At 47.7% G+C, this 12,048-nt stretch carries 21 protein-coding genes; all 21 read right to left on the bottom strand.

Annotated elements, in window-relative coordinates:
- Positions 1 to 22: 22 nt before the first annotated feature.
- Complete coding sequence (locus REC12_RS10950) at positions 23 to 787, bottom strand: energy-coupling factor transporter transmembrane component T family protein (RefSeq protein ID WP_308894349.1); 765 nt, start codon at positions 785 to 787, stop codon at positions 23 to 25.
- A gap of 13 nt (positions 788 to 800) precedes the next feature.
- Positions 801 to 2,240: an ABC transporter ATP-binding protein gene (locus REC12_RS10945; protein ID WP_308894347.1), complete on the bottom strand. Its 1,440-nt coding sequence runs from the start codon at positions 2,238 to 2,240 to the stop codon at positions 801 to 803.
- Positions 2,241 to 2,315: 75 nt separating this feature from the next.
- Complete coding sequence (rplQ, locus tag REC12_RS10940; protein WP_308894345.1) at positions 2,316 to 2,654, bottom strand: 50S ribosomal protein L17; 339 nt, start codon at positions 2,652 to 2,654, stop codon at positions 2,316 to 2,318.
- A gap of 25 nt (positions 2,655 to 2,679) precedes the next feature.
- Positions 2,680 to 3,627, bottom strand: a complete 948-nt coding sequence (locus tag REC12_RS10935) for a DNA-directed RNA polymerase subunit alpha (RefSeq protein WP_308894343.1) — start codon at positions 3,625 to 3,627, stop codon at positions 2,680 to 2,682.
- A 69-nt stretch (positions 3,628 to 3,696) separates the two neighbouring features.
- Positions 3,697 to 4,326, bottom strand: coding sequence for a 30S ribosomal protein S4 (gene rpsD / locus REC12_RS10930; RefSeq protein ID WP_308894341.1), 630 nt, complete (start codon positions 4,324 to 4,326; stop codon positions 3,697 to 3,699).
- Positions 4,327 to 4,340: 14 nt separating this feature from the next.
- On the bottom strand, positions 4,341 to 4,730 hold the full coding sequence (gene rpsK / locus REC12_RS10925; protein ID WP_308894339.1) for a 30S ribosomal protein S11: 390 nt from the start codon (positions 4,728 to 4,730) through the stop codon (positions 4,341 to 4,343).
- 18 nt (positions 4,731 to 4,748) lie between these two features.
- Positions 4,749 to 5,120 (bottom strand): 30S ribosomal protein S13, encoded by a 372-nt coding sequence (rpsM, locus tag REC12_RS10920; RefSeq protein ID WP_308894337.1) that lies wholly within the window; start codon positions 5,118 to 5,120, stop codon positions 4,749 to 4,751.
- A 92-nt stretch (positions 5,121 to 5,212) separates the two neighbouring features.
- Positions 5,213 to 5,326, bottom strand: coding sequence for a 50S ribosomal protein L36 (gene rpmJ / locus REC12_RS10915; protein ID WP_308894335.1), 114 nt, complete (start codon positions 5,324 to 5,326; stop codon positions 5,213 to 5,215).
- A gap of 19 nt (positions 5,327 to 5,345) precedes the next feature.
- Positions 5,346 to 5,564, bottom strand: coding sequence for a translation initiation factor IF-1 (gene infA, locus REC12_RS10910; protein ID WP_007778476.1), 219 nt, complete (start codon positions 5,562 to 5,564; stop codon positions 5,346 to 5,348).
- A gap of 39 nt (positions 5,565 to 5,603) precedes the next feature.
- Positions 5,604 to 6,350: a type I methionyl aminopeptidase gene (gene map, locus REC12_RS10905; RefSeq protein ID WP_308894323.1), complete on the bottom strand. Its 747-nt coding sequence runs from the start codon at positions 6,348 to 6,350 to the stop codon at positions 5,604 to 5,606.
- A gap of 6 nt (positions 6,351 to 6,356) precedes the next feature.
- A complete protein-coding gene (locus REC12_RS10900) occupies positions 6,357 to 6,998 on the bottom strand; it encodes an adenylate kinase (RefSeq protein ID WP_308894322.1) in 642 nt (213 codons plus the stop codon).
- 13 nt (positions 6,999 to 7,011) lie between these two features.
- Complete coding sequence (gene secY, locus REC12_RS10895; protein ID WP_308894320.1) at positions 7,012 to 8,298, bottom strand: preprotein translocase subunit SecY; 1,287 nt, start codon at positions 8,296 to 8,298, stop codon at positions 7,012 to 7,014.
- A 1-nt stretch (position 8,299) separates the two neighbouring features.
- Positions 8,300 to 8,740 (bottom strand): 50S ribosomal protein L15, encoded by a 441-nt coding sequence (gene rplO, locus REC12_RS10890; protein WP_308894319.1) that lies wholly within the window; start codon positions 8,738 to 8,740, stop codon positions 8,300 to 8,302.
- An 18-nt stretch (positions 8,741 to 8,758) separates the two neighbouring features.
- The gene (rpmD, locus tag REC12_RS10885) at positions 8,759 to 8,938 is read right to left on the bottom strand and encodes a 50S ribosomal protein L30 (protein WP_308894317.1); all 180 of its coding nucleotides are present in this window, start codon (positions 8,936 to 8,938) and stop codon (positions 8,759 to 8,761) included.
- Between the two features lie 12 nt (positions 8,939 to 8,950).
- Positions 8,951 to 9,451, bottom strand: coding sequence for a 30S ribosomal protein S5 (gene rpsE, locus REC12_RS10880; protein WP_308894315.1), 501 nt, complete (start codon positions 9,449 to 9,451; stop codon positions 8,951 to 8,953).
- A 27-nt stretch (positions 9,452 to 9,478) separates the two neighbouring features.
- Positions 9,479 to 9,847 (bottom strand): 50S ribosomal protein L18, encoded by a 369-nt coding sequence (rplR, locus tag REC12_RS10875; protein ID WP_308894313.1) that lies wholly within the window; start codon positions 9,845 to 9,847, stop codon positions 9,479 to 9,481.
- Positions 9,848 to 9,900: 53 nt separating this feature from the next.
- Positions 9,901 to 10,455: a 50S ribosomal protein L6 gene (gene rplF, locus REC12_RS10870; RefSeq protein ID WP_308894311.1), complete on the bottom strand. Its 555-nt coding sequence runs from the start codon at positions 10,453 to 10,455 to the stop codon at positions 9,901 to 9,903.
- Between the two features lie 23 nt (positions 10,456 to 10,478).
- Positions 10,479 to 10,877 (bottom strand): 30S ribosomal protein S8, encoded by a 399-nt coding sequence (gene rpsH, locus REC12_RS10865; protein WP_308894310.1) that lies wholly within the window; start codon positions 10,875 to 10,877, stop codon positions 10,479 to 10,481.
- Between the two features lie 30 nt (positions 10,878 to 10,907).
- Entirely contained in the window at positions 10,908 to 11,093 is a 186-nt protein-coding gene (locus REC12_RS10860) for a type Z 30S ribosomal protein S14 (RefSeq protein ID WP_083995860.1), read from the bottom strand.
- 20 nt (positions 11,094 to 11,113) lie between these two features.
- The gene (gene rplE / locus REC12_RS10855) at positions 11,114 to 11,653 is read right to left on the bottom strand and encodes a 50S ribosomal protein L5 (protein WP_308894307.1); all 540 of its coding nucleotides are present in this window, start codon (positions 11,651 to 11,653) and stop codon (positions 11,114 to 11,116) included.
- 20 nt (positions 11,654 to 11,673) lie between these two features.
- Positions 11,674 to 12,042: a 50S ribosomal protein L24 gene (gene rplX / locus REC12_RS10850; RefSeq protein WP_308894306.1), complete on the bottom strand. Its 369-nt coding sequence runs from the start codon at positions 12,040 to 12,042 to the stop codon at positions 11,674 to 11,676.
- Between the last annotated feature and the right edge of the window lie 6 nt (positions 12,043 to 12,048).

Genomic DNA, 12,048 nt, shown 5'->3' with positions numbered 1-12,048 from the left:
CAATCCTCCACGGAATCCATAATTAGTGCCAAATTAAGAGAAGCATCCCCCAAACTCCTACAACAAAACCACCCCAGCGGTCCACACCTGTCCGCTCATGAAAGAAAATCGTCCGATAGCTGCCTGACCCATACCCTCGGGCTAACATGGTTTCGCCAAGTTCTTCGGCTCGCCTCAAACTTAAGAGAATCAGAGGAACTGCCAGCTGCATTATTTCCCAAGACCTATGCAGCCGGGAGGAGGGCCAATTCCCTTTTATCAAGCGCGCCTTCCAGAGCAAAGCTGCTTCTTCCAACAGGAGAGGAATAAATCTCAGCGTCAGAATAATCAGCAAAGCAAACTCCGTCCCCTTCTGGGAAAGCCGAGCTAACGGAGTGAAGAAAAAAACAATTCCTAAGCCTTGTTCCAAAGGAAGAGTGACGGCGGCAAAAAGCCTTGTCAAGCCAAAGATCAAAGTAATGCGCCAAAGCATGACGAAAGCTTGCTGCAAACCGGGTTTCGACCAATATCCTTGCCAAAAATACCCGTTTTCAGGCCACACCCACCCTGTGGCAAAGCTATAAAACAGCCCTAACCATATCAGCACAAAAACCATACCGCGAAACGACTTAAGAGGCACACGGCTTATAAACACCAGCCCCGGCAGAGCAAAGGATGTCAGAACCAGTCCCGGCCAACGTGTTAAGGTTAAAAGCAGCGATACAAGAGCCAGAGCACCTACTTTCAGCCTGGGATCGAGCTGGTGCAGCACACTGTCTCCAGACCAATAGAGTTCTTGACCGTTCATGAGCTCCCTCCTCTCAACAGCGCATCCCAGAGCGGCGGAATTCTTCCCGATAGTCTTCCCACTGCTCTTTCCGGCAGTCCAAAGCTATTTCTCCATTTTCAATCAGCCAGATCCGATCTGCGGCCCCAAGCACTTCCCTAAGATCATGAGTTACGTAAAGAATGGTAACGCCCTTCAGGGCATAAATTGTCGCCAGAATGCTCCTTCGCGTTTCTGAATCAAGTCCCAGTAAGGGTTCATCCAGGAGAAGAATTTGAGGCACATTGCGCATGGCTGCCGCCAGAGCTACTTTTTGCCGCTCTCCGCCGCTTAAATGCTCAGGTGTTTTATTTGCTAAGTGAGCCGGCAGCCCATATCGTTCCATAAAAGATATTTGTTCTTCGGTCAGCCTTTTCTGAGCCTGCTTGAGATCAGCAAAAAATACTTCATGGGCAACCGTACGCCCAATCAGATATTCTCCCGCTTCTTGGAGGACAAATCCCAATTTACGGCGCCAACTATTAATCCGGCTTTTGCCCATCGCCTCGCCATCCACAACCAGCCGTCCTTCCGAAGGCAGGACAAAACCCGCAATACTCTCTAAGAGGGTAGTTTTACCGGAACCCGACGGACCGACGATCGCCACAAACTCTCCCTTGCTTATAGTGTTATCCAGCTTTAAGCGTTCGCCGAAGGCTGTACGATCCCATTTTAAAATCGGTTCGCTGATTTTCTGAGCCTGCAAAGTTGAGGAAGCTGAGATGGAAATAATTCTATCATAAAACCTAAGTTCAGGACACTGACTTTTAAAAGCTTCACTTGGATTACCCCAATCTATGATCTTCCCCTTCTCCAGCACCAGAAGCCGATCGGCCTGCCTGGCCAGCTCCGAATCATGAGTAATCCAAAGCTGCCCTGTCTCCGAGCGCGCTTGATCTAAGAGTTCTCTAATCCTTGCTTGGGCGTAAAGGTCAAGCATGCTTAGTCCTTCATCCAAAATGAAAAAAGGGGGATGAAGGGCTAAGATCGCCGCCGTCACAAGTCTTTGGCGTTCTCCTCCGGACAGTGCCGCAGGAGAGCGATTTTCTTTTCCCTGCAACCCTATCTGAAGAGCCAATTGCTTTACCCTGTCTCGAACCGTCTGCTGATCCAAACCAAGATTAACAAGCCCGAAGGCAAGCTCTTCAGCCACTGTGGTCCCAAGAGTTTGACGCCTGGGATGCTGGCTGACAAAGCCTATCTCCTGCCAGCGCTTAACTTCGCTCCAAGGGATTGTCATTTCCCCGCGCCGCAAACGGATTTCACCCGAAGTTGCCGGGATTAATCCGGTTACCAGGCGAGCTAAGGTAGACTTACCGGAACCGTTGGGGCCCATCAGGGCCAGAACTTCCCCTTGCTGCCAGGTGAAACTTATCCCGCTGAGGATATCCTTATACGAGATGCCTTGAAGTTCGAGAACCTTCTTTGAACTCACGAGATCAACTCCCCAATGTCAGCAAAGGCCGGGATGCTTAACTTGTAAGCAAACCCGGCCTTTAGCAACTCGCTGTTAGACGAGCTCAACGATTACCATTGTCGCGGCATCTCCCCGGCGCAAGCCGAGTTTCATGATACGGGTATAGCCTCCCTGACGTTCGGCATATTTCGGCGCAATGGTATCAAACAATTTTTTAACAACATCCTCATCCATCAGATAAGACATCGTTAAACGACGCGCAGCCAAATCGCCTTGCTTGCCAAGCGTGATCATCTTTTCAGCAATAGAACTAAGTTCCTTGGCGCGTGCTTCGGTCGTCTCGATACGTTCATGTCGTAATAGGGAAGTGACAATGTTGCGCAACATTGCTCCGCGGTGACCTGATTCTCTTCCCAATTTGCGGTAAGCCAATTACATTCCCTCCTTTTGCACCGAATTAGTCCTCAGCCGGGCGGAACGATAAACCTAAATCTCTAAGCTTAAATTCCACTTCTTCCAAGGACTTGCGACCAAGGTTACGTACTTTAATCATGTCTTCTTCCGTTTTCTGAGTCAACTCTTCAACGGAGTTAATCCCGGCCCGTTTCAGACAATTGTATGAACGGACGGACAGATCCAATTCCTCAATCGTCATCTCAAGGATTTTATCTTTTGCTTCCTCTTCTTTTTCCACCATAACCTCAACATTATTGAGCTTATCGGTAAGTCCCATGAAAAGGCGCAGATGATCACTTAAGATTTTGGCTGCGGAACTCGTAGCCTCTTCCGGAGAAATACTGCCGTTCGACCAAACTTCCAGATTCAACTTGTCATAGTCTGTAGTTTGGCCAACCCGTGTATCTTCGACTGTGTAGTTAACCTTGTAAATAGGAGCAAAGATCGAGTCGATGGGAATAACACCAATGACGTGATCAGGCTTTTTATTCCGATCTGCGGAAACATAGCCGCGACCACGTTCTACCGTCATTTCCATAAACAATCGACCGTCGTGATCCAACGTGGCAATCTTCAAGTCAGTGTTCAGAATTTCGATATCTGGGTCTGTTATAATATCTCCCGCCGTGACAATCCCTTCACGCTGGCATTCCAGACGAATGACTCTGGGTTCGTCAGTATAGCCTTTCAAAGCTAAGGACTTTAGATTGAGAATGATGTCAGTGACATCTTCTAAAACACCCGGAATCGTAGAAAATTCGTGGAGTACGCCTTCAATTTTGACAGATGTCACCGCTGATCCTTCCAGAGAGGATAACAGGATGCGCCTTAAAGAATTTCCCAAGGTGATCCCATAGCCTCTTTCTAAGGGTTCAACGACAAATTTGGCATAGGAGTCGTCTTCAGACCGCTCGACACACTCGATTCTGGGCTTCTCGATTTCTAACATCGGAATGCACCTTCTTTCTCGAGAACTTGATATACATTCCATCCGACCCAAATGGGCAGAACGTCAACATTAACGGGAGTATTTCTCCACGATGAGGTGTTCTTGGATTGGCAGTTGAATATCTTCACGAGTAGGAAGCGCAACAACGGTTCCAGCAGCAGCATTAGCATCCAAGCTTAACCATCCGGGAACCGCACGTGTTCCCAAGTTTTCCAGCAATTGTTTCATGCGCGGCGAGCTCTTGCTGCCTTCTTTGACAGCAACAATTTCTCCGGCGCGAACCGAATAGGAAGGAATATCGACTCGTTTCCCATTGATCGTAAAGTGGCCATGGTTTACAAGTTGACGCGCTTCCGGACGGGATGAGGCAAATCCTAAATGGAACACCACATTATCCAACCGTCGCTCTAAGAGAATAAGCAGGTTTTCACCCGTTACTCCTTTGCGGCGGGCGGCTTCGTCAAAATAGTGCTGGAATTGTTTTTCCATAACACCGTATAAGCGACGGGCCTTTTGTTTTTCGCGCAACTGAAGACCATATTCAGTAGGTTTCTTCGCACGGGCCTGGCCGTGTTGTCCGGGGGCGTAAGCACGACGGTCAATCGCACACTTTCCAGTATAACAACGTTCCCCTTTAAGGAATAACTTTATACCCTCACGCCGACATAAGCGGCAGACCGGTCCAGTATATCTAGCCATGATTACACACCTCCTTATACCCTTCTGCGTTTCGGTGGCCGACAGCCATTGTGTGGAATCGGTGTCACGTCTTTGATTAAGTTAACTTCTAAACCTGCTGCTTGCAGGGCACGAATGGCAGCCTCTCGTCCTGCTCCAGGTCCTTTGACATAGCACTCAACATCTTTCAGGCCATGTTCCATCGCAGCCTTGGCACAGGTTTCTGCAGCCATTTGCGCTGCAAAGGGCGTGCTCTTGCGCGAGCCTTTAAAACCCAAGGAACCTGCACTCGACCAGGAGAGTGCGTTCCCGCTGGTATCCGTAATGGTCACCATGGTATTGTTGAATGTGGATTTGATATGAGCGATTCCACTGTCAATATTTTTACGTTCCCGGCGTTTTGTCCGGACAACTTTACGGGCCATCTCGGTTATCCCTCCTTATTACTTTTTACGTTTTGCTCCGACCGTTTTAGCCGGACCTTTGCGAGTACGGGCATTGGTTTTCGTGCGTTGCCCACGTACGGGAAGGCCGCGACGATGGCGCAAGCCACGATAAGAACCAATTTCCATCAAACGTTTAATATTGAGGGAAACTTCGCGACGCAAATCGCCTTCAATCTTGTACTCTTTATCAATAACTTCCCGAAGCTTGCTGACTTCGTCTTCTGACAAGTCACGCACTCGGACATCCGGACTTACGCCCGTTTTGGCGAGAATTTTATGCGAAGTCGGAATCCCTATGCCGTAAATATAGGTTAGGGCCACTTCTACACGTTTCTCACGCGGTAAGTCAACTCCAGCGATACGTGCCATCTAAAATTTACACCTCCAACTTTTTAAGTTCTGTTAAACTATAAAATCGGTGCCTCGGAGAAACCTCCGATCAGCCGCGCAACCGAAACTAGTTAGCCTTGACGTTGCTTGTGTTTCGGGTTTTCGCAAATGACCATGACTTTGCCATGGCGACGAATAATTTTACATTTTTCACAGATCGTTTTCACAGAAGGCTTTACTTTCACTGTAATCCCTCCCTTTGGTTTACTTGAACCTATATGTGATTCTGCCTCGCGACAGGTCATAAGGGGAAAGTTCCACTGTGACCCGGTCACCGGGAAGAATCCTAATGAAATTCATGCGAATCTTGCCGGAAACATGTGCCAAAACCTTGTGCCCATTGGCTAATTCCACTTGGAACATGGCGTTTGGCAGCGGCTCTAAGACTTTACCTTCCACTTCTATAACGTCTTCTTTTGACATACTTAAATTCCCCTCCCCTGACAATCCTACGGTACTCACTTAACATCGAGTCAGAATTTCCAAGCCATTTTCCGTAATCGCAACTGTGTGTTCGAAGTGAGCCGAGGGCTTCATATCTTTCGTAACCACAGTCCAGTGATCCTTCAGTGTCAACACTTCATACGTCCCCATGTTCACCATGGGCTCAATAGCCAAGGCCATACCTATCTCGAGTCGTGGTCCCCGGCCAGGCTTGCCAAAATTAGGGATCTGTGGATCCTCATGCATGGCTCGACCAATCCCGTGTCCAACATAATCGCGCACAACGGAAAAGCCATTGGCCTCCACGTGCTTTTGAACCGCGTGAGAGACATCGTAAAGTCGATTTCCTGTTTTTGCCTCTGCAATACCAAACATCAAAGATTCTTCAGTAACTTTCAGCAGTTTCAGGAGATCTTCATCTACTTCGCCGACCGGCAAGGTTACTGCGGCATCTCCAAAATAGCCATCAATAACCGCCCCACAGTCAATACTGATAATATCTCCAGATTCCAAACTCCTTAAACCCGGGATACCGTGAACAACCTGCTCATTAAGTGAAGTGCAGAGTGTTGCCGGAAAACCGTTGTAGCCTTTGAAAGCAGGAACCGCACCTTGAGCGCGAATATAATCTTCAGCTTTGCGATCCAGTTCCAGAGTTGTAACCCCGGGCTTGGCAACCTCCCGCATCAGGGCAAGAGTATCGGCCACAATTTTCCCGGCCTTACGCATCTTTTCAAACTGGCTCGCATTCTTAAGCTCAATCATGGCTGATTAGCCCAAGACCTTAAGAATATCCGCAAAGACCTGATTGATCGGTTGGTCGCCATTGATACGCTTCAGCAACCCTTTTTCTTGATAGAAGTTAATTAAGGGTTCCGTTTGCTGATTATAGACGTTTAAACGATTTTGGGCAGTTTCTACCGTGTCATCCGACCGTTGATACAGTTCTCCGCCACATTGTCCGCAAACGCCTTCTTGTTGTGGAGGATTAAAGACCATGTGATAGGAAGCGCCGCATTTGCGGCAGACACGGCGGCCGGTTAAACGCGGGATCAAAACGTCCTCAGCAACTTCGATATTAATAACGCCATCAAGCTTCATTCCGAGACGATCCAGAATTTCACTCAAAGCGTTGCCCTGAGCTAAAGTACGTGGAAATCCATCAAGCAAAAAGCCTTCGGCACAGTCAGGCTGTGCCAGACGTTCAGCAACAATCCCGATCGTAACTTCATCGGGTACTAAACCGCCGGCATCCATGTACGACTTGGCTTTTAAACCCAAAGCCGTTCCCTCTTTGATAGCTGCACGGAACATGTCACCTGTGGAAATATGCGGAAAGTGAAATTTCTCGACGAGTGGACCAGCCTGTGTTCCTTTACCAGCTCCCGGACCGCCCATTAATATTATTTTCATCTCTACTCCTCCTCTACTTCATAAACCCTTGATAATGCCTCGACATCAGTTGGGATTCGATCTGTTTCATCGTTTCAAGCGCAACCCCAACTACGATCAGAAGGGATGTTCCACCAAAATAGATGTTCTTAAGACCAGTAAGTCCAATGACGATAGTCGGTAGGATTGCTATCAAAGCAAGGAATATGCCGCCTGCCAGCGTAATCCGGCTTAAAATCTTGGAAAGATATTCAGCCGTAGGACGCCCAGGGCGAAGGCCAGGGATAAATCCTCCGTACTTCTTCAAATTGTCCGCCACATCAACAGGATTGAAGGTAACGGCGGTGTAGAAGTACGTAAAGAATATTATGAGCACACCATAAAGCAGCATATAAGGAATGGATTGAAGGGTTCCATTCATGCTGAACCAGGTGTTGACGAATCTTGCAAATCCGGAAGTTGGCATCCAAGTAGCAATCGTTTGCGGAAACGCGAGCAGCGAAATCGCAAAGATGACCGGAATAACTCCGGCTTGGTTAACTTTCAAAGGAATATGGCTGCTTTGTCCTCCATAGACACGACGTCCCACAACTCTCTTGGCATATTGCACGGACACACGGCGTTGTCCCTCCTGAACATAGACAACTCCTGCGATAATAAAGATTACGATCACAGCCAGTCCGAGAATGGAAAAGACATTAATCTCATGAACGGACAACATGCTGTACAAGTATTTAATAGCATCCGGAACACGGGAGACAATACCTGCGAAAATAATGAGCGAGATACCATTTCCGATTCCTTTTTCAGTAATTGACTCCCCTAGCCACATGAGAAATGCTGTACCTGCCGTCAAAACAAGTGCTACCAGGATATAAATCGGCCACTTCCAGGGTGTACTGGGAATGATCAAGGCACTGCGAATCCCGAAGGTCAAACCGAAGGCTTGAATAAAACCCAAAATCACTGTCCCATAACGGGTATACTGAGTGATCTTTTTACGTCCGAAGTCACCTTCTTTAGCAAGTCTCTCCAAGGAGGGGATCACAATCGTCAAAAGTTGAAGAATAATGGAAGCCGTGACATAAGGAGTTATACTTAAAGCAAATACGGTAAGCCGCTTAAAGGAGCCTCCGGAGAGCGTGTCCATAAAATCAAACATGCCCCCCGACCCAAGCATATTCTTCAATACGTCATGATTAACATAGGGAATGGGAATATGTGCTCCAATACGGAAGATCAGGAACATGAGAAGGGTGTAACCGATTTTCTTCCTGAGATCCGCTACATTCCACGCATTCTTCAGGGAATCGAAAATCATTCTATTCCACCTCTACTTTTCCACCGGCTGCAACAATTTTTTCTGCTGCGGCCGGGCTGACTCTGTCAATTTTGACAATCAGCGCTTTGGTCAGTTCCCCCGTAGCTAAAATCTTTACACCATCTTTTACAGCCTTAATAAGTCCGCTGTCTAAGAGGCTTTCAAGCGTGATTACCGTCCCATTTTCAAAACGTTCTAAATCACGAACATTCAGGGCAACAATCTCTTTTCTGGAAATATTCTTGAAGCCCCGTTTCGGCATTCTACGATACAGTGGATTTTGTCCGCCTTCAAATCCAGGACGGACGCCTCCGCCTGCACGGGAGTTTTGCCCTTTGTGCCCTTTACCGGCCGTTTTGCCAGTACCGGATCCTGTTCCGCGACCTATGCGCTTCGGGGCATGTGTTGAACCTTCAGCAGGCTTGAGATCATGCAGTTTCATGCTCGCCCACACCTCCTTCTATTGAACTTGTTCGACTGTAACTAAGTGCGTGCATTTGTGAATCATCCCTAAAATACTTGGGGAGTCTTCATGAACAGCACTTGATCCGACTTTTCCTAAACCAAGTGCTTGTAACACTTTATGCTGTGCTTTGGAATACCCGATCGGACTTTTCGTCAGCGTCACCTTAATTTTCATGACCAACCCTCCTTAACCTAGAATTTCTTCTACGCTTTTACCCCGGAGTTTGGCAATCTCATCGGGACGCTTAAGAGATTTTAACGCAGCCATTGTCGCATTGACCATATTGTGCGCGTTTGCCGAGCCCAAGGATTTCGTCAAGATATCATGCACTCCTGCGGCTTCCAGAACTGCACGAACAGCGCCTCCGGCGATAACCCCGGTCCCTTTGGCAGCCGGTTTCAATAACACTTCTCCCGCACCAAACACTCCTAAAATCGGATGAGTGATGGTCGTTCCGTGCATTGGAATAGAAAAGAGGTTTTTCTTCGCATCTTCGACTCCTTTGCGAATAGCCTCTGGAACTTCGCTTGCTTTGCCTAAGCCGGCTCCAACACGTCCATGGCCGTCTCCGACGACAACGAGAGCACTGAAACTGAAACGGCGGCCGCCCTTCACAACCTTAGCAACACGGGCAATATGCACAACCCGTTCATTCAATTCCGATTTATTAGCTTCGAATTTAGCCAATTTGATTTTTCCCTCCTTTACCTTAGCTTAGAAGCTGAGTCCGGCTTCACGTGCAGACTCTGCCAATGCTGAAATTCGGCCATGATAGATATTTCCTCCACGATCGAAAACAACTTGCGTAACTCCTTTTTCAAGGGCCTTCTTAGCAACTAATTCGCCGACTTTTTGCGCGCCGGCTGTATTTCCACCAGACAGATTTGCTGCTTTAAACTCCGGATCGAGGGAAGAAGCCGCCGCCAGTGTCACACCAAGCTCATCATTGATCACTTGAGCATAGATATGATTCAAGCTCCGGAAAACTGCCAAACGTGGACGATCTGCCACACCCGTGACGGTCTTGCGGACACTCTTATGCTTTTTCATGCGAAGAGCCTTTCGATCAATGCGCTTAATCAAAGGGTACACACTCCTTTCAGAACTGCAAGAGATTTGGCCCTTGCTCTTATTGTTTATTTCTTAGCGCCCTTTTTACCACCGGTCTTACCAACCTTACGGCGTACAACTTCAGTTTCATACTTAATCCCTTTGCCTTTATAAGGCTCAGGCAAACGTTCTGAACGAACGACTGCCGCAAAGGCTCCGACAAGTTCTTTGTCCATTCCTTTAATCAAGATCTTATTAGGAGCGGGAACTTCGAAGTCAATTCCTTCAAAGGGAACGAGTTCTACGGGGTGAGATTTTCCGACGGTTAAAACGAGTTTGTTACCTTGCTTGGCAGCACGATAACCAACACCGACCATGTCAAGTCCTTTGGTGAATCCGTTCGTAACCCCTTCTACCATATTGGCAATTAAAGTACGGGTCAAGCCATGTAAAGAGCGGCTTAACGGTTCATCATCAGCTCGAGTGACAGTGATCTGGGAATTTTCCACTGTGACTGTCATTAACGAGTGTATTTTTCTGGTTAAGGTCCCCTTAGGTCCCTTAACAGTGACCAAGTTATCCTCTATTTTGAAGTCCACACCACTGGGGATTCCAATGGGGCGCTTGCCAATTCTGGACATTCACTGCACCTCCGTTGCGAAAATTACCAAATGTAGGAGATTACTTCTCCACCAAGACCCTCTTTACGGGCTTTCCTATCCGTCATAATCCCCTTAGAAGTCGAAATAACGGCAACTCCGAGGCCACCAAGAACTTTTGGTATTTCATCCTTCTTCGCATAGACGCGCAATCCCGGACGGCTTATTCGCTTGAGACCGGTGATAACACGCTCGCGATTCGGACCGTATTTCAAATACATGCGGATCACACCTTGTTTGTCGTCCGCAATATATTCAACGTCTTTGATATACCCTTCTGCTTTGAGCAGTTCCGCAAGCTCTTTCTTAATCCGAGATGATGGTACTTCAACTTTATCATGGTAAACCATTCCTGCGTTGCGGATACGTGTTAAAAAATCTGCAATCGGATCTGACATTGACACTTCAGTCGTCCCCCTTCCTTAACAAATGTATTACCAACTGGCCTTCGTGACTCCAGGAAGTTCACCTTTGTGAGCCAACTCCCGGAAGCAAACCCGGCAGATACCAAACTTCCGAATATAAGCATGGGGACGTCCACAAAGCTTACAACGGTTATGCGAACGCACGGCGAACTTTTGTCCGCGATTTTGGCGGACAACCATTGATGTTTTAGCCACGCTCTTGAACCTCCTTTTTTCTAATCGCGATACGGCATTCCGAATCCGCGAAGCAACTCACGTGCTTCTTCATCCGTCTTTGCCGTCGTTACGAAAACTACATCCATACCGCGAAGCTTATCGATCTTATCATACTCAATTTCAGGGAAGATCAGTTGCTCCTTAATTCCTAAGGTGTAGTTCCCTCGACCGTCAAACGCTTTCGCTGAAATCCCGCGAAAGTCGCGAACACGCGGCAAAGCCACACTTAAGAGGCGATCCATAAATTCATACATCCGTTGACCGCGCAGAGTTACTTTGCAGCCAATGGGCATTCCTTCACGGAGTTTAAAGGCGGAAATTGACTTCTTCGCCCGGGTAACAATCGGTTTTTGTCCTGTGATCTTCATAAGATCTCCAACAGCCGAATCAATCGCTTTGGAGTTTTGAACCGCTTCACCCACGCCCATGTTGATCACAATTTTATCAAGTTTGGGGATCTGCATCACATTTTTATAAGCAAACTTCTGCTGTAACGCAGGAGCGATTTCATTAAGATATCTGTCTTTCAGACGAGCCACTGGGGTCCCTCCTTTCGCGATTAGTGTTTATCCGGAAGATTCACACCGCAATGCTTGCAGACGCGAACTTTTCCGTTATCCGTCAACTTGACACTGACACGAGTGACGGAATTACACTCTTGGCAGTATAGCATGACGTTCGAACTGGCCATAGGGGCTTCCTTGGAAACAATGCCGCCTTGAGGCATCGCTTGAGAAGGTTTGGTGTGACGTTTTACGATGTTAGCCTTCTCAACGACAACGCGACCTTTTTTGGGAAGCACTTCGATAACTTTGCCTTTCTTACCGGCATCCTTACCGCTGATGACCATGACGTAGTCGCCTTTTTTAACGTGTAATTTGTTAGGTTGTACCTTATGCTTGGTAGCAGTCACTTTCTTCACCTCCATCTGTCA

Source organism: Candidatus Desulfosporosinus nitrosoreducens, from assembly GCF_030954495.1.
Lineage (GTDB): Bacteria > Bacillota > Desulfitobacteriia > Desulfitobacteriales > Desulfitobacteriaceae > Desulfosporosinus > Desulfosporosinus nitrosoreducens.
Note: the sequence above shows the minus strand (reverse complement) of the source record. Positions and strands in the feature narration are given on the sequence as shown.